Below are 17,949 nucleotides of genomic sequence, written 5' to 3' on the forward strand. Positions count from 1 at the left end.
ATCACGGTCGGCAACACCACGGTGACGCTGCCGGGCATCGGCTCCTATGTCGCGATGGCAATTCAGCAGCAGGATTTGCCGGCGATCCTCTACGCCATGCTGGCGATGCTGCTCGTGATCATCGCCTATGATCAGCTGCTGTTCCGCCCCATCGTCGCTTGGGCCGACAAATTCCGCTTCGAGCAGACCGCCTCAGGCGAGGCGCCGGCCTCCTGGATGCTCGACCTGTTCCGCCGGACCCGGGCGCTGCGTGCGCTGACCCTTCCTTTCGCGGCGCTGAACCGCGCGATCTCGAACTTGCGCATACCGCTGCCGAAGCTGCCGCCCGCGGCACCAGGTAAAGACCAGACGTCACGCCTCGTCGATGCGGTCTGGATCGCATTGATCCTCGCCGGCACGGCCTATGCCGCCTGGCTGACCTATCGCTATCTCTCGGCCAGTCTCGGAATGTCCGACGTTCTCGTCGTCATCAGGGACGGGCTCATCACGTTGTTGCGCGTCGCCATCCTGATCAGCCTCGCCACGCTGATCTGGGTGCCGGTTGGCGTGTGGATCGGGCTACGCCCGAAGCTCGCCGAACGAATCCAGCCGCTGGCCCAGTTTCTCGCGGCCTTCCCGGCCAATCTCGCCTTCCCCGTCTTTGTCGTCGCCATTGTCAGCTTCAAGCTCAATCCAGACATCTGGCTGAGCCCGCTGATGATCCTGGGCACGCAGTGGTACATCCTGTTCAACGTGATCGCGGGCGCGAGCGCCTTTCCGACCGATCTGCGCGAAGCCGCCGGCAGCTTCCATCTCCGGGGATGGCGATGGTGGTTCAAGGTGATACTGCCCGGCGTCTTTCCTTATTACATCACCGGCGCGATCACGGCGTCCGGCGGCTCCTGGAATGCGTCGATCGTCGCGGAGGTCGCAAGCTGGGGCGACACGCATCTGAAGGCCACCGGGCTCGGCGCCTATATTGCTTCCGCAACGGAAGCCGGCGATTTCCCGCGCGTCGTGCTCGGAATTGCCACGATGTGTATTCTGGTGACGTTGTTCAATCGACTGATCTGGCGGCCGCTCTACGCGTTCGGCGAGCGGCGTCTGCGCCTTGGCTAACGAGACTTGAGTAGAGGAGAGCCTATGATGCTCGACCAAACTGCCACATTGATCGATATCCGCTGCGTCTGCCGCTCCTTTCCAAAGGGTAGCGGCGATGAATTGCTGGTGCTTGAGAACGTCGACCTAACGATCCGGCCAGGAGAGATTGTTGGACTGCTCGGCCGCTCCGGGTCCGGCAAATCGACACTTCTACGGATCATCGCCGGACTGGTCAGCCCTTCGTCAGGCGAGGCAACGTGCCGCGACCAAACCATCATTGGTCCACCGAACGGCGTTGCCATGGTGTTTCAATCATTCGCACTGTTTCCCTGGCTGACGGTTCTGCAAAATGTCGAGCTTGGACTGGAAGCGCTAGGCGCCGATGCCGCCGAACGCCGCAAGCGTGCTCTGGCGGCGATCGACCTGATCGGCCTCGACGGCTTCGAGTCGGCCTTCCCGAAAGAACTGTCGGGAGGCATGCGCCAACGCGTGGGCTTTGCTCGCGCTCTTGTTGTGCACCCCGACTTGTTGTTGATGGACGAACCCTTTTCGGCACTCGACGTCCTCACCGCCGAGACGCTGCGGACCGATCTGATCGATCTCTGGATCGAGGGTCGACTACCCATCAAGTCGATCCTGATGGTGACGCACAATATCGAGGAGGCAGTCCTGATGTGCGATCGCATCCTGATATTTTCATCCAATCCAGGGCGTGTCGCCGCCGAGATCAAAGTCGACCTGCCTCATCCACGCAACCGGCTTGATCCGCATTTCCGCCAGCTTGTCGACAGCATCTATGCCCGCATGACCCAGCGCGCCGAGCCGAAGGCATCTTCGATCGAAGGCATTTCCGGGACCGGTATCGGCATGACTCTGCATCACGTCTCATCCAACGTGCTGTCCGGCCTGATCGAGACGCTGGCGGGACCGCCCTATCACGGACACGCCGACCTGCCCGTGCTCGCAAGCCAGCTCCAGCTCGAAACAGACGAAATCCTGCATCTCGGCGAATCTCTTCAGCTTCTGCGGTTGGCCCAACTCAGCGAAGGGGACTTGATGCTGACGGAAGCAGGCAAGCGTTTCGCTCATCTCGAGACCGACGCACGCAAAAGGTTGTTCGCCGAACATCTCGTCGCATACGTTCCGGTGATGGGATTGATCCGCCGCGTGCTCGACGAACGTCCCTCGCACACTGCGCCCGTGGCGCGGTTCCGCAACGAGCTCGAAGACTATATGTCCGAGGATTATGCGGACGAAACGCTCAAGACGGTGGTGTCCTGGGGCCGTTATGCCGAGCTGTTCGCCTATAACGAGCAGTCCGAGACTTTTAGCCTTGAAAATCCGGGCTAATAAGCTGCTGGGGTCGATCTCGGCGCGCGGGTGTTCGAAGCCAGCAAAGCGCCGCTGGGCGCATCTCGATCAACGGAAAGGCGGGCCTTGCCGCCAAGCTGCCGCAACAGCATCCGGAGAGTCTCGAGCGCCTCAAGCGCGGATCGATGGTCTGACGATGTGCGGCTATCGGATATTGAGTCGAAATTCGTCTGTCAGGCTTGCGGCAGAAGAGGCGCCGATGTCCGACCAGACTTCGATTGGAATACGCCGACAGTGCCAGCTATGGGGTACCGATGAAACCCGCCACCGAACGATCCTTCGCCAACCCGGAAGTCGCGACTCGCAAGCTGGTAGAACTCGCGACGTCTATTGAAGCGGTCGAGGACGGCCGCATCCACATTGAGAAGATAAACGCGCCCTTCCTTTACACGCTAAAAGCCAGTGGCTCGGAGTTTGGGGCCGGCATCAAGTATGCAGTTGAATGCGGCTGGCTCGAGCTGCATGAGAGCGGGACCTATGTCCGGCTGATCGGCACCAGCGCAAAAGCGGCCCCAGCAAAAGACTAAATTGCCGGGGCCGTTTGAAGGTACCTTGGCGGTAATGGGGTCGCCAGGTGGCCATGAGCATAGGAAAAAACGGCAATCAAATCTGTCTGCTTTTGCACAAAGCGTTATAGTTCCAGATCGGGAACGGAACCGATCACCATGAAAGACATGCAGCCTCAGTTGGAAAAGCTGCGCACGGATGCTGCCGAGTGCGCCTTGATTCGTGATCTGGCAACTGAGCCCAGGAAGCGAGAACTGTTCACCAAGCTGGCCGAGCATCTGACAATCCTGGCCGATGAGGTTGAACGCGCCATTGGTGCCGCGGGACATGATCTGAAGCGGAAGGAATGACCGAACGAGGCTGGGGTCGGCGTTTCAAGGATCCGGTCACGATCGGCAATCACGTACTGGTGACGCTGCTCGACGCCGGCGAGTACATCGCCACGCTGCCGAAGAAAGAGCACGCCGTACCGGAGTGGCAAGCGGCGATGGAAGCCTTGATCGTGGTGGCGGAAGGTGGCGGCCCGACGATGTTTGCCCGCATCGGGGTCATGCGGGCATTGAACCGCCACTATGTCCCGGAGCTTAGCCCGAAGGGCAAAGAGCCTCATTGGGGCCGGCGAAAGCTGACGAGGGATCAATAAGAGGCCGTCTCAGTTGGCGGCCTCAAAGCTTGAACAACAAGATTGCCACTAGAACGACGGGGAAAAGCCCGACCAAGCAAATGAAAAACCGAAACGCCCATTCCTCACGCATCACCTTAGCGTAGCTGGGGCTTTCTTCCTTGGCATGCAGTCTGTGCCACCGGCCGCCAGGTGGCAGCTCGAACCCTCGCGAAATCGGAAAAGCCGCAGCGTGGTTCCAGCCCCCACTGCGGCATTCCCGGAATAACGAAAAAACTTGGTGCTCAAATCGCGCCGGTGTTCCTTCAGTAGAACACCCCGTTCCGAAAATGGAGTCCGGACAACTACCGGACTCCGGTTTTCTACGCATTGTCACTTGGAGGGCCAACATGGCACGCCATGGCAATTCCAGCCCCAATGCTCCCGGCTGCCGATCCAATTGCGGATTAGAGCGCCGGGAGTGCTAGGCCCGCCAGCGCTCGAAAGCTTCGCAGGAAACTCAACTGAGGCCGCCAGCTGAGGCTGCCTACGTCACGCTTGCGGTGGCGAACCATCTCCCAGAGATTGCCACGAGTAGACCGCCTAAAACGGTTCGAGGGTGACGGCGGGACAAAAGACCGACCGCGGCAACTCGGCCATTTTAAGCTTGTTTCGCAAATACTTAATTATTTATTTCCCTGGTATTTAAAATGTGCTGTAGCAATATTCGGGGAATCCTCGTCGTTTACGATTTGTCGCCCACTGAGACATTCGCGTCCTGACGACCTCTCAGCGTTCGTCGCGCAAGACCAGTTGGATCATGCAACGGAATTCGGTTTTTCAAAAACGCAACTTCTATCGGCTCAAGCTTCAGCGACCTACAGAAAATTCGGGACCGCCCTCGGTTCCGTTGCCGGTCACGATCATTTCCGGAATTTGCATGATCGCGATGATCGGCGGATTTGCGCTGCAGATTGCCGGCATCGACACTGGCCGTCCGATGGACCTCGGTGCAGATGGCTCCCTTCGCAGCCAAATCGTGCTGAGCTTGTGCTATTTGGTTGCGATTCTTCTCCTGATCTCGTCCAATTTCTGGACAACCGTTCGTCATAGCTGGCCTGTATTTATCCTCCCTCTGCTGGGCTTCCTATCAATGTTGTGGTCGCCAGACCCGCTGTTGACTCTGCGAAAGAGCGTTGCCCTGTCCGGGACCGTACTTTTTGGAATTGCCATTTGCTCAAAGTTTGGAACGGTGGGCTCGCTGCGTTTATTCCTCTGGACGCTGTCCTCTATTATCGTTGCAAGCTTTGTCTGGGTCTTTGTTTTTCCTTATCAGGGTGTCCATCAGGCCACAGATGTTTTTCCTTTTGAGGCGGTCCACGCGGGTTCCTGGCGCGGGGTGATTGGCCATCGGACCGCCTTGGGGCAGCTGGCCGCGCTGTCGTTCGTACTCGTGCTCTTTTATGGTCGCGTTGCCTTCACAAGTTATGCAGTTCGCGTTGCCATCATCACTATCAGTCTGGTGTGCCTGTACGGAGCCAACTCCGGTGCCGCCTACGCCGTAGCGGGTTTCATGCCCGTCCTGCTGGCCACGCTGATGCTCGTGGGTCGATGCTCATTTCAAATACGAATAGCCGCATTGCCGTTCCTGACGCTTGCGCTTCTGATGATCGCATTATTCGGCGGCGATCTTGCAACGCTCACACTTAATGCTCTTGGAAAGGAGCCCGATTTGACGGGCCGCGTTCCGCTGTGGGGCTACCTGATTGGGCTAGCCGACCAGCGCCCGCTCCTTGGCTACGGTCTCGCAGCAGGTTTTACCAAGATAATATCACCTCAGATCGAAGGAATAGGATACGGTCAGTTCCTCAACGCGCATAATGGCTTTATGGAGATACTAATTTCGTTCGGGTATGTTGGTCTCGCATTATGCTTGGTCCTGCTCGCCTGGCAATTTTGGATTGCGGCGCGACTTCTGATATCTGGGGATGAAGAGAAGTCGCACATCAACGCGTTTCCGTTGGCGATTTTCATTTATATGATTGGGGCCAACGTTGTAGAGTCGGCGTTTCTAGCGCCAAATAGCTGGTATGCGGTCTTGCCGGCGATGGCGATGGTGACCGCGAGCTCCGAGCTTTCCGCATTGAGACGCTTGGGCGCGCGTTCTAGATCGCTCAACAGTCCCCCCGGACTGCCCAAGCGCCAGTACAGGCGAGAGCCTAAACGACGATTGGGAGTTAGCTCCAACCGCGCCTAGCCGACCGCGCCGGCTCCAATCAACTCCTAACGCCCGGAAGGTCCGCCGAGATTGTCCAGCGGCCGTTAGAAATCAAATTTGTCTACGCCGAAATGTTCTCCGCTGGCCGCAAGATATCAAAGCGGAGGGAGGTCAGACATCCACGGAGTCGTCGATAACCTAAGATTGGGCATTCCGTTGAACGCTTGTCACTTTCGAGAACTACGGACGATGGCGATGGCCACAGCTCTTGCCATCTGCTGCTCGGGCCTTCCCTCTCACGCGTCAATGCAGAAACCGCAACTGAGCGATGGCCCTGCCTTCTCCGATAACCACAAGACCCTGGTCTGCTTAAACACATTTCAGCCGTTCGGATACGGCTTGTCGATCGGCCCCCCAGGATCGGCTGCTTACGACGAGGATCCCTTTCGAAACGGCGGCTCCGACCAAGCAGTCATGCCAAAATCGCGGCTCGCTTTGATCAACTCGTCTGGCTTTGACTGCCTCAGAATGGTGATAGACGTTGGCGCGTTGATGTCGGCTCGCTCCGAAAACTTACTTGATGCATTAGTTGCGCAGATAATGATCGGCATTTCCCGGAGAGTAGACAGTGGACTGAGGGTCATAGTGGATATTCATCCCTTCCCTCGAGGAGCTCACCCGGTCTCCGGCTTCGCGGATGTCGATCTGCTGGATGGCGAGACCGGGGAAAAGTTTCAGCGCTTGATCCACGTCGTCAGCAAGCTTGCCATTTCCATCGGGGCGCGCTTTCCGCCAGCTCTGGTTGCTATCGAGCTTTTCAACGAACCCCCGTCACCCACTTCATTCAACGGTCAGCGCCCCTGGAACGAGCAAATCGAATTCTACTGGAAGCAGATCCGCCTGATCCTGCCAACTCACACATTGATCGTGGCCGGAACCGGCTTCGCGGAGCTCGACGGATCGGTCAGCGGGGACTCGTCAGCGGGTGTTGTCAATTTAAGACCCGACCGCTTTGACGCGAATACCGGCTATGCGATCCACCCTTACGAGTCCGCCACCTTCACGCATCAAGGGTATGCTGGATTCTTCTCTCATGTCGGCGGCCTTGAGTTTCCTGCTGCAATGGACAGAGATGGTAAGCTCGCCGCAGAAAATACCTTTCGAAGAAACGTGGCGGCAGATCCAAATCTGACCCACTCGGCAAAATCGCAACTAATCTACGACTTTCTGTATCGAACGGTTCACAGCTACAGCTTCGAAAAGTACAGGACAACCTTTGGCAATGCGGAGTTGTTGCTGAAGCGAATGAATGTCGTAAACACCTGGGCCGACCTTCATCACTTGTCACGCAAGCAAATCATGAATACGGAGTTTGGCGTAAATCGCGACCAAGCTGGTTGCGTCGGAAAGGCTCCCTCGAAAAGCGCCTTCAATTTCGTCCGGGCGATACGGGACAACTCATTTGCAAGCGGTATAGGACTGATCACTATCCATCAGATGCAAGGCGATTGTTTTGCGATCTCCTCTGCAGCTCCTCCGTTCGCATTTGAGGCGGATATGCTGGAGGCCCTGAGGCTGCCCGGAAGGTAGGTTCTCGAAGAGCACTTTCACTTTAAGCGACCGAAGCCATGACTCGATCAAACGGCGCCTGAGGGCGAGCCCACCTATCCCTATCGGGCCCAACGCGTGATCGCGCGACTCAGGGACTGCAGGGACGACGGCATGGTCAGACTGAGACTCGTGACCTCATCCTTACGCAGTGGGCGTACAACAAACACCGTCAAAAAGAAGAGACCTGTAGCCAGCACGGCCAAGGTTAGGTTTCCGAAGTCTGGTCGGGCGTAGCGAGCAAGCAAAGCAAATAGAACGGAGCCGCCTGCCGCTGTTCCGACCTGGAGCGAGCGAACGGGGTCTATTGCCCGCCATGTCTCGACGCGTCGATGGGCAAGCATGATGATTCCGATACGGATTGCACTTTCTGTGAGCGGAATGAACAGGACTGCGAGAAGGCCCCAACGATCTGCAGTCAAGTAGAGAGCTGCGCCCCCCAGCAGCGATACCGGCCAGAGCGCCAGGAAGACGGTGTGCTTAAGCTGAACGCTCGTAACAATCTCGCATATCCGGTAAATGGTCTGAAACAAGAGGATCAACATGACCAACGGGAGCAAGTAGTAGTACGGAGCATACTCCGGCCGTGATACAAGCGCGATGATCTCTCGTCCCGCGAGGCCAGTAAGAATTGAGAAAGCCAAAAAGCAGACCAACTCAAGCTTGAACACCAGCGAAAGCGAGGAAAACACTCGCGCAGGCGCCATCGTGAACCTGGCGAACAAGGGCTCCAGACTTGGGAGGATCATCAGACCGGGAAACGCCCTTTGAATCGAAACGCAAAGCCCTTGCACAAACGAAAATGCGGAAAACGTAACAATATCGAGCCCGCCTTTGGCAAATATCCTGACAACCGAGGGACTGGTAATCAACCAGCCAATGTTGGACGCGTAGATTGATGCGGCGAAAAGCGGAGCATCCTTCGCGCTCAGGCGGGGCAGTCGCTGCTCGTTGGTCGCGATCAGAAGACTTGAGATATGCGGCCTGAGCCGGATCAATTTTAAGAGTATGATGATCACCGCAACAAACGTCGTCACAGCCGATATTGCGATCACTGTAGCACCGCTGATTTCATGACCGGAAAGTGCAAGAAGGAGTACGCACGCGCTTCGCAAAAGGACATCGATCGTTCCCGATATCGCGGTCGTCGCGTGCACGATCCAGCTTTGCGCCAACATCTCCAAATCGGTCGTCACCGCATAGCCCGCATACCAAACAGCGAACGCGCAGATCGTAAGTATCCCTTCGCCCATCAGCAACGTGTCTCGCGCGAACGTCGCGAGCAGACCAATTGCACCCAGCGCCACCAGGATAGATCCCCCCCTTACGAGAGCCACCCTCTTCAACAGAGCCGCGAGGCCTTGATAGTCACCATCCGCTGTAAGCGATGGAACATAACGCAGCAACGTACGATCAATGCCGAACGAAAGTAGCCGCTCCATCGTCAAAAGGATTGCAAGGAAGATCGCATAGGTCGCGTAGCCGCTCGGCGGTAGCGTTTTCACCACAAGGATCTGAAAGAAGAATCCCAGGAACAGATTGATGAACTTGAACGCGTAGTGGATCTGGAACGCGCGATGAATATTGATGTGCTTATGTGGTCCTTCGGTATTCACGGCCTGTCGAATCCGCACAGAGACTCCCGATCGAGGTCACAGGCATCGCGAACGTTCACGTCGATCGCCACCTTCGACCTTTCACTCTCCGTCGTGAGCGACAGAGCGCGCACTCTGGCTCCATCTGGAATGCTTACTCCGCCGAAAACCACTGCATAGCAACCAAACTCGACGCCGTTTCCCACTGAAGGGACCGCACTTGAGCTCTCGCCCTTGTTTCCCAACGTCACTCCGTGCCGCAAAATGCAATCGTCGCCGATCCGAACGTCAGGGTGAATGCATATGCAAAAGGGATGAAATATCCGCAAGCCCCAACCAATCCGTGTTCGCGCCAAGATATCGATCTTGAAGAAGAAGCAAACCGTTTTGTAAATACAGTTGGACAGAGCGTAGAGGACACGCGTCTTGTCAAACTCAAAGAAAAAATTAGTCAGACGAAAGCCGGCAATAAACACCTTTACTCGGATCGATCTATTTCTCCGCAGCTCCCTTCGCAAATTAACAAGGAACATTTTTTCCCTCATTATCGCGACAACCGTAGCGTTTCGACCGTGAGCGGCTTGAGGGGAGAGATTCTAGGCCTGAAGAGCCCGAAGAGCATGCCTATCGTGAAAACATGCCAGCCAATAACCATATAGGTTCCATTCGAAAAGGATTTTTTCCAAACTGTTAGGGCCACGATGATGGCGGCAACTCCAAGAAGAGCCAAGGCGGCAAACGCTGCTCCGTAGGACGTGAACAAAGCAAGCAACGCGAAGGCAGACCAGTATCCAAGCACAGCGACCCAGAGCTTAAATTCGCGAAGCGATCGTATCACACGCGCGAAGTAGCCAGCGTTGATCGATGCACGCAGCATTTCGCCTGGTGCGAAAATGTATCCCATCTTCACACGGTGAAAGAGCAAGCGATATGTGCTACTAGTATGACCAAAGTGCTTGGCGGCCGGGACATTCAACCGCACAAGTTTCCAACCGCTAGACCGAAGTCGCGCTCCAAGGTCGAACTCCTCGTACCCGTGTAGATTTCGATCCGTTAAGTAGCCGAGTTCATCGATCGCGCTCCGTCGATAGAGCCCCCCGCCTGCAAGGCGATCAACCTCACCTAATGGATTCAAGTGAGAAAGATTCCGTGCGCGGTTCTTGAATTCGATATTCTCCGTCGACATTTCGTCGATCCTGCCCCCTACCCCAGCCACGTCGGGATGGTCGTTGAGGAAGGCTAGAGCAGTCTTTATAAACTCCTTGTCCAGAACCATATCTCCATCCATGAGACAGAGAAAGTCGCCTTTGGCGTGTGCATAACCGATCTGCGGACCTGCTCCACAACATCGCTCACTGGCGTTCGCGATCCTGAAAATCGAGATTGGATAAGGGAGGGCGCACTCAAGCGTCTTGTCTACAGAAGCGCTATCTACGAGCACCACCTCGCCTTCCGGGCTCGGAAGCGCCGCCAAGGCGCTCTCGATTGCCGAAGCGATATGCACTTCCTCATTGTAGGCTTTAATAATAATACTGACGCGGGTCACGAGAAACTCACCTGATTCAGCGTATCGGAGAACTACGAAGCGTTCGCGGCTTTCAAAATGCAAGAAGCCACAGACTGCGTCGAACGCGGTTGCGGTGTGCCGCCAATTTAACGTTTGATTACGAAATGGCGAGTCCCGGAGCGTCGGGATGCTTAATAGGCGTTTCGCGCGCTCGCAACCTCAATGCACGTCCTCAACAGGATCTTCAGATCCAACAACAGGCTCCAGTTGTTGATATACCAGAGATCGAGCTCCACCCGGCGCTGCATTTGTTCGACTTGACGTGTCTCGCCCCGGAATCCGTTCACTTGGGCCCAGCCAGTGATGCCCGGCTTGACGTGATGGCGAAATGCGTAGTCCGACATTATTTCCCCATACTGGATGTCATGCACCAATGCATGCGGTCGCGGACCAACCAGCGACATATCACCCTTCAGGACGTTAAAGAGTTGCGGAAGCTCATCGACGCTCAAGCGGCGCAAGTGACGACCTACTCGTGTTACTCTCCGATCGAAGCGCGTCGCTTGGACAACCTTGTCAGCGTCTTCGGTTACGGTCATAGTACGGAATTTTAGAATCCTGAACTGCTTGGCGTTGAAGCCGTTTCGTCGCTGACGGAACAGGACCGGTCCCGCGGAATCCAACTTGATTGCAATCGCGGCAATGAGAATCGGCGGCCAGAGTAGAAGGAGGAGCACCAAGGCACCAACGACGTCAAACACACGTTTCAAAAGATGCTCGACGCGGGAGAGCGGACCGCGCTTGATTTCGATCGCAAAATTTGGCTGCCAAGCAAATGTGAGATTCCGCGTCAGACCCCGAACAATCCGATCCGGTAGCAATTGAACTGGAAGTGGCGAAGCCCGCATGCTTTCGCGTATGAGTTCCAGCCTCCGCGACTCACTCCAGGAAACTGCCAATACGATCGCTTCGGCCCCTTCTTGCCTTGCGCTATCCATAGCTAGATTGAGCACGCTCAGTTCGCTGCGGGTCAGCTGCATGGTCGACAGGCTTGGGCTTGGAAGAGTTAAGCGGTCGATTTCGCTCAGGCCGAAATCTCCCAATAACTGCTCGCCGTCCAACGCCGCCAACTCATCCCGCGATCCAACGAGGACGGCTCGACGACCAGCCAGCAGTCCTTCGGAAACGACAACTTTAATGGCGCGCGTGACGGCCCACCGCGCGACCAGCAATAACGTGGCTGTCAGAGCGACAAAAGTGACAATCGAACCACGCGAAAAGATCGCGCCAACCTTGAGCAGGAAAGCCAGCAGGGCCAGTAAAAGACCAACGACAAGCCAACGATTGATGATTTTCCGGTAAACGGCATGTGACGAGACAATGGAGCCGAATTGGTAGAATCCCGCCGCGTGCGCCATCCACAAGTAAAGGATCGCGGCGACGCTTCCCGACAGCGCAAAGGCATCAAAATTACTAACAACCAGGCCTGAAAACGCTTGATAGATAGAGCAACCTAGAATGCTCGACACGATAATGACGAGAAAATCGACCCCGGCGCAAAAGTACCCAGCCATTGCGTGAGGAAATCGGAGCCGTGACTCCTTCCTTGCCGAGCCGACGCTGTCACGAGAGAGGATCGCCTCGCTCGACGCCAACTCGCCGCTACTGTTTGGCATGAAATCACTCAAAAATATGTGGTTCGAAAATTCGCCCGTTAAACAAGCGTGCTTTGAGCATATTTTTGATTGACTGTTAAATTAACTTTCGATTAATTCTGATTTAATTTTGAACGCGACATGCCGCAGCGCGCCCTTTACGTCGACTTCTACCTCAAATGGATTTTGGCGCCGCTTCTCCGTTAGGGTTGTAATTGCGACAACTGAGCCAGCGCGGCTTGCCGCATTCGATTGCGACTGCGGAATGGTGGACTTCCGCGTTCCAAGGAGCCGGGCATCAATTCCGCGCTGAGACTTGCGGCCATGGCACCAGATGGAGATATTAATCGAGGCCAACCTTAGCGGCCTCGAGACTTGCCGTCCGCTCAGGTCTTGAGCTCCACGACACGATGGTAGCCCAAAGCCTAGCATTTCCTGGTGTTTGCATGCGGGCGAACCGATAAGGCGTCTTCGACCAAACTCGGATTTCGGCGGTTAGGTTATCGAGAACGAGGTCTGCCGACGCCGTCCGCACCACCAGAACAAGGTGATGCTCGCCTGAGGAAGTAATCACCTCGCTCAAAAGCAAGGCGCGCGCCGGCCAACCTCGCGCCAGTAGCTCATGCCGCTTAGTCACCGCATAGTCGTTACAGTCGCCAGTTCGGGGGCCAACGATCCAGGTTTCAGTTGCAAGGCCGCCGCGGTTGGCCGTTGGCACAATCGTGCCATTTACAGTGTTGTTGACTTGGACGACATCGGACCATCGCGACGAAGTCAGCTTAACGGGCCCGCCGCGAAAGATCAGTCTTCGAACTGTGCATTCTGCAGGGTAATCCATGCAGAACCTCACATGAGCCATCGGCGCCAACGCCGGCACGCTGAGCTGAATTCGTTCCAATTGCGCCCGCAAGCCGCGCGACATATTGGAAATTCCCGCATTTGCTCCATCGGAGATTGCGGCGGATAGCAGCGCAATCATCACCGCGGTAATTTTTGGAATCTCACGCATGTCGAATTGCTCCCCCGCATTACCGAGAGCATCATGCGCATGGGCAATTTGAGAATTGGCCCTACTTTGTCGAAGCTTTTTACTCAACTGTCGCGAACTTTATTAACCAACCGCCTCGCCTGCTACACCCGCGCTTGCGATGGCTACGGCGAATGTCGCTCCGCATGCAGCGAGCCGACACCGAGAGGAAGATGCCTTGTGCAGCGCGCGGCTGGCGAAAGGTGCTTGACCGAGGCTGAACACTTCAAGCTGCCGCAGTTTCCAGCGGCACCCTTCCTTAAATACCGGCAGCATTTAATTTGAGGCGGCGCCGCTGGGGGCGCATTGAAATTCGCCGTTGAGAATTAAGTATTTTGGTCGATTTGACGCAAAATAGAACTATACCCCGCTATGTTGATCTACGGACATGAGGTTGCGAAGAAATTACGAGGAGATGAATGCTCTCGGGAACTACACCCAAGGCCTCGAAACAACGTGTTGCGTTGATTAGCGGCATTACTGGACAGGATGGAGCCTATCTGGCCGACTACCTTCTAGGCCTCGGCTACACCGTGCACGGCATCAAGCGGCGGTCGTCCTCGTTCAATACCGCGCGGATCGATCACCTCTACAAGGATCCGCACCACGGCAACGTGCCGTTCTTGCTGCACTATGGTGACATGACGGATTCGACCAACCTGATCCGGCTCATGCAGCAGGTCAGGCCGACCGAGATCTACAACCTCGCGGCCCAGAGCCATGTCAGCGTCAGTTTCGAAAGTCCAGAATACACGGCAAATGCCGACGGGATCGGGGTTTTGCGTATGCTGGAAGCGATTCGGATTCTCGGCATGGAGAAGGAAACGCGATTCTATCAGGCATCGACCTCAGAGCTTTACGGCCTGGTACAGGAAGTGCCGCAAAGGGAAACGACGCCGTTCTATCCCCGATCGCCCTATGGTGTCGCCAAGCTATATGGCTATTGGATCACGGTGAACTACCGAGAGGCGTACGGCATGTATGCTGCGAACGGCATCCTGTTCAACCACGAGAGCCCGATACGCGGCGAGACCTTCGTAACGCGCAAGATCACGACCGGCGTGGCTCGTATCGAGGTCGGCCTCGAAGGCACGCTCTATCTCGGCAACCTCGAGGCCAAGCGCGACTGGGGCCATGCGCGCGATTACGTCGAAGGCATGCACCGGATACTGCAGGCAGACGCGCCTGACGACTTCGTGTTGGCGACCGGAGAGACGCGCTCGGTTCGCGAATTCGTTGAACTGGCCTTTGCGGAGGTCGGCCGTGCAATCGAATGGCGCGGCAGAGGCGTCGAAGAAACTGGTGTAGACCGAACTTCGGGCAAGACCGTCGTGCGGATCGACCCCAGGTATTTTCGCCCGACAGAAGTCGACCTCTTGATCGGAGACGCAAGCAAGGCGCGCGAAAAGCTGGGATGGCAACCAAAGATCCCGTTCGCTCAGCTGGTGAAGGAGATGATGGCAAGCGATCTAGCGATCGCCAAGCGGGAGGTCGCCAATGGCAGACATCCCGTTTGAGCTCCAGGGCCGGCGCGTCTTCGTCGCCGGCCACCGTGGGATGGTCGGATCTGCGCTAGTGCGCCGGCTGGCGCGCGAAAATGTGGAACTGCTGACCCTGCCCCGCAGCGAGGTCGACCTGCGCGATCAGACCGCGGTAAATGCCTGGTTCGCCCGCAAACGCCCGCACGTAGTGTTTCTAGCGGCAGCGAAAGTCGGCGGTATCGCTGCCAACGACAAGCTGCGCGCGGAATTCCTTTACGACAATCTGGCGATCGCAGCCAACGTGATACACGCGGCCCACGTCGGTGGGGCCGACAAGCTGATGTTCCTCGGCTCGTCGTGCATCTATCCCCGGCTGGCGCCGCAGCCGTTGCGCGAGGACTCGATACTGACCGGTCCGCTTGAGCACACCAACGAGCCTTATGCGATTGCCAAGATCGCTGGCATCAAGATGGTCGAGGCCTACCGTAGCCAGTACGGCGCCGATTTCATCAACGTGATGCCAACCAATCTCTATGGCGTCGGCGACAATTATCATCCCGAATACAGCCACGTGGTGGCCGCTCTAATCCGCCGCTTCCATGAGGCGAAGGTCTCCGGTGCCAAGAACGTTGTGGTCTGGGGGACGGGCACACCGCGCCGGGAATTCCTTTGTGTCGAAGATCTTGCGGACGCCTGCATTCACCTCATGAAAACCTACTCCGGCGATGAGCCGGTCAATATCGGCACCGGCGAGGACATCACCATCTCTGACTTCGCCCGCCTGGTCGCCACCGTGGTCGGCTATACAGGCGGGATCAGCTTCGACCCATCAAAGCCCGACGGCACGCCACGCAAACTGCTCGATATTGAAAAGATCACCAAACTCGGCTGGCGCGCTGTCACTCCGCTTGCTGAGGGTATCGCGCTCGCCTACCGGGCGCATCTCGATCGGTAACGACGAACGCATATATTCTCAAGTCGGCGAAAAGAGGTACGACCAATTTCGTCGTGCAAGCCAACGACGAGGTTAAAGCGGAATTCTATTGACGTCGCATCAGGGGGAGATCGGCACGTTTGCATTGATGTCGCAGACTCGAGTTTCAGCGCGGATATTATTCCTTGTCGTAGCTCTAGCACCCCTGCCCTTCGGGTCGATGGATGCTTGGGTCGAGGCGCTTTGGTGTATCGTTCTCGGCGTCGCCGCAATTGCAGCCTCCCCCGACCGCCTCCGGCGCCATCACGTCCCCATCTTTTTCGTCCTCGGGATCGTTGTTGTTGCCTACGCGGTGGTTCTGCATGAACAACTTGCAATATCCCCCTGGTTTGGTGCTTCGCGTCCCTCGCCCTTGTGGACGCGAACCAGCGAGTTGCTGGGTGTTCCGTTGGCTTCCACGGTATCTATTGCACGCCATCAACCGATCTATGCACTTGGAGCTCCCTTTATCGTTATTCTCACCATCATCTGCGGCATCATCGTCGGGAGCGACCGAAGCTTGGCGACCCAACTACTCAAAGTTGTTGCTTGGTCCGGAGCTACGTACGCGATATTCGGCCTTGCGTCGTTCCTGATTGATCCGACAAGGGTGCTGTGGGTCGAGAAAGAGGCTCATCTCAGTTACTTGACTGCTACGTTCACCAACCGGAACACTGCAGCCGTGTATTTCGGCAGCTGCTCGATTGTATGGCTTCTATTTACGTCCGAAAGCATTCGTACTTTCGCTAAACACAACGAGCTCGCTTGGGGGCAGGTCTTTTCTCGGATTCTCTCGGAGGCACCTCGCGACGTCCTGCTACCGTTCTTCATGTTGTCACTTTGCGTAACAGCGATGTTCATGACGGGCTCCAGGGCTGGGATTGTTCTCTCCCTCGCCGGCCTCGTCCTCGCGCTGCTCCTGTACTTCTATCGAGATCTACCGGGGCGGTCCGGAGCCCTCATTGCCTTCGCTATCAGCCTCAGTGTGGTGATCGCCCTCTTCCAGATCTTGGGGGCCAGCGTAAGCGGACGATTCAGTGCCGAAGGACTTTCTGATGCGATGCGGCTCGATACCTACCGGTCAACCGTAGCGAGTATCGCGGATCATCCCTGGCTGGGTACCGGCATTGGAACCTTTCCTTCGATGTTTCCTGCTTATCGGTCCCTGCACGGATCGATGTGGGGGACGTGGGACCGCGCTCACAACACGCTGCTGGAGCTTGCCTCTGAAGGAGGTCTCCCGCTTACGATGACGATCGTTGCAGCCTGGGGTTTGGCGCTCGCTGTCCTGATCAGAGGGATAAAGGTGCGCAGGCGAGATCGTATCGTTCCCATTGCCGCATTGGCGATTTCAGCGGTCGCCTTGGCTCATTCCCTGGTGGATTTCTCGATCCAGGTACCCGGATTTGCAATCACGGTATTTGGGCTTCTCGGCGTGGGACTGAGCCAATCCTTCTCGAGCGGCAATCGGGTTCAATGAGCCCCGCGCTCCCGGCCCAGCACCTATCTGGCAGGATTTACGATATTTAAACTTCAACCGCCCGCCGAGCGATCGGGCGCGCGGACCAATTGTGTCTGCCTCCCCACCGTGATATTGACTTTTAATTAAACTTTTTCGTAAGTTAATGGGAGATTTAACATGCCATTTGATTTTTGTCGCAAATGTGCATTTGCCGCCACTGGCTGGATCCTGTTACTGGCTGCCGTGGGGCTCTCCACGCATGGAGCTACGGCACAGCCGTCCCTGACCTCGGCCGATTTTCAGAGCAATCCCGGAAGCGTACTCGAGCGAAACAAGGATGGAGGCGCCATCCTGCTGACATTAATTCGAAATCTCGCGGTCGACGATCCGGCGACGCTAGCATCGATTTTAAATCTGCTGTCGACCGCCAACAAGGATCAAAAATTGGCGATCGGTGGCGGGCTCGCTCAAGCAGCCAAGATCGTTATCGTCTCTAATCCAACCTACGCCAACGAAATTCAACAGGCGATAATCCGGACAAAGGATCAGGACGTCGTTCTCGCTTTTGCAGCCACATCCGGAGATCAGCCGACTGGCGAAACGGGTGCGGGTGGCGGCGCGGGCGACACCGGCGCCGGATCGGGTGGCGGATCTGGCGGGCAGACCGGCTCCACGAGCTCTAGGTTCGGGACGCCGTCTGCGCCATCGATCGGACAAGGTGGTGTGACGATCGGAAACTTCTCAATCTCATCGGCCGCATCCAGCGCGTCAGCCCCCAGTTCAAACACGACAAATAGGATATCGAACAGTGTAAGCCCCTAGCCCCGCACTGACTCCCGATGGCCAGCATTCCTCGATTAAGCG

Annotated in this window: 15 protein-coding genes; 11 read left to right on the forward strand and 4 right to left on the reverse strand. The window is 56.6% G+C overall.

The annotated features are described in order from the left end of the window. The 7 genes from ABIB95_RS00005 to ABIB95_RS00035 all read left to right on the forward strand — a co-directional run. Positions 1–1,098: ABC transporter permease subunit (locus tag ABIB95_RS00005; protein ID WP_354237443.1), on the forward strand; the 1,098-nt coding region annotated here is incomplete at its 5' end. A 27-nt stretch (positions 1,099–1,125) separates the two neighbouring features. Then, the gene (locus tag ABIB95_RS00010) at positions 1,126–2,430 is read left to right on the forward strand and encodes an ABC transporter ATP-binding protein (RefSeq protein WP_354237444.1); all 1,305 of its coding nucleotides are present in this window, start codon (positions 1,126–1,128) and stop codon (positions 2,428–2,430) included. Positions 2,431–2,705: 275 nt separating this feature from the next. Further along, entirely contained in the window at positions 2,706–2,978 is a 273-nt protein-coding gene (locus ABIB95_RS00015) for a hypothetical protein (protein WP_354237445.1), read from the forward strand. 138 nt (positions 2,979–3,116) lie between these two features. After that, complete coding sequence (locus tag ABIB95_RS00020) at positions 3,117–3,308, forward strand: hypothetical protein (protein ID WP_354113039.1); 192 nt, start codon at positions 3,117–3,119, stop codon at positions 3,306–3,308. Then, positions 3,305–3,601, forward strand: a complete 297-nt coding sequence (locus tag ABIB95_RS00025) for a hypothetical protein (RefSeq protein ID WP_354237446.1) — start codon at positions 3,305–3,307, stop codon at positions 3,599–3,601. The genes ABIB95_RS00020 and ABIB95_RS00025 overlap by 4 nt, the downstream gene beginning before the upstream one ends. A gap of 898 nt (positions 3,602–4,499) precedes the next feature. Next, positions 4,500–5,816 (forward strand): O-antigen ligase family protein, encoded by a 1,317-nt coding sequence (locus ABIB95_RS00030; protein WP_354237447.1) that lies wholly within the window; start codon positions 4,500–4,502, stop codon positions 5,814–5,816. A 216-nt stretch (positions 5,817–6,032) separates the two neighbouring features. Continuing rightward, entirely contained in the window at positions 6,033–7,367 is a 1,335-nt protein-coding gene (locus ABIB95_RS00035; protein WP_354113042.1) for a cellulase family glycosylhydrolase, read from the forward strand. Positions 7,368–7,447: 80 nt separating this feature from the next. On the opposite strand, the gene ABIB95_RS00040 is transcribed toward ABIB95_RS00035, so the two are convergent. From ABIB95_RS00040 to ABIB95_RS00055, 4 genes are all read right to left on the reverse strand, one after another. Next, complete coding sequence (locus ABIB95_RS00040; RefSeq protein ID WP_354237448.1) at positions 7,448–9,001, reverse strand: polysaccharide biosynthesis protein; 1,554 nt, start codon at positions 8,999–9,001, stop codon at positions 7,448–7,450. A gap of 523 nt (positions 9,002–9,524) precedes the next feature. Further along, positions 9,525–10,526 (reverse strand): glycosyltransferase family 2 protein, encoded by a 1,002-nt coding sequence (locus tag ABIB95_RS00045; protein WP_354237449.1) that lies wholly within the window; start codon positions 10,524–10,526, stop codon positions 9,525–9,527. Between the two features lie 152 nt (positions 10,527–10,678). Further along, entirely contained in the window at positions 10,679–12,163 is a 1,485-nt protein-coding gene (locus ABIB95_RS00050) for an undecaprenyl-phosphate glucose phosphotransferase (RefSeq protein WP_354237450.1), read from the reverse strand. Positions 12,164–12,485: 322 nt separating this feature from the next. After that, positions 12,486–13,151, reverse strand: a complete 666-nt coding sequence (locus ABIB95_RS00055) for a transglutaminase-like cysteine peptidase (RefSeq protein WP_354237451.1) — start codon at positions 13,149–13,151, stop codon at positions 12,486–12,488. Between the two features lie 437 nt (positions 13,152–13,588). On the opposite strand from ABIB95_RS00055, the gene gmd reads away from it, so the two are divergent. The 4 genes from gmd to ABIB95_RS00075 all read left to right on the forward strand — a co-directional run bounded on the left by gmd (position 13,589) and on the right by ABIB95_RS00075 (position 17,907). After that, complete coding sequence (gene gmd / locus ABIB95_RS00060; protein WP_354113047.1) at positions 13,589–14,686, forward strand: GDP-mannose 4,6-dehydratase; 1,098 nt, start codon at positions 13,589–13,591, stop codon at positions 14,684–14,686. Continuing rightward, on the forward strand, positions 14,667–15,605 hold the full coding sequence (locus tag ABIB95_RS00065) for a GDP-L-fucose synthase family protein (protein WP_354237452.1): 939 nt from the start codon (positions 14,667–14,669) through the stop codon (positions 15,603–15,605). The genes gmd and ABIB95_RS00065 overlap by 20 nt, the downstream gene beginning before the upstream one ends. 88 nt (positions 15,606–15,693) lie before the next feature. Beyond that, a complete protein-coding gene (locus ABIB95_RS00070; RefSeq protein WP_354237453.1) occupies positions 15,694–17,103 on the forward strand; it encodes an O-antigen ligase family protein in 1,410 nt (469 codons plus the stop codon). 159 nt (positions 17,104–17,262) lie between these two features. Then, a complete protein-coding gene (locus ABIB95_RS00075; RefSeq protein WP_354237454.1) occupies positions 17,263–17,907 on the forward strand; it encodes a P-loop NTPase family protein in 645 nt (214 codons plus the stop codon). Positions 17,908–17,949: the final 42 nt, after the last annotated feature.

Origin of the sequence: Bradyrhizobium sp. LA2.1 (genome assembly GCF_040547725.1) — a bacterium.
In the GTDB taxonomy this organism is placed as follows: Bacteria; Pseudomonadota; Alphaproteobacteria; order Rhizobiales; family Xanthobacteraceae; genus Bradyrhizobium; species Bradyrhizobium barranii.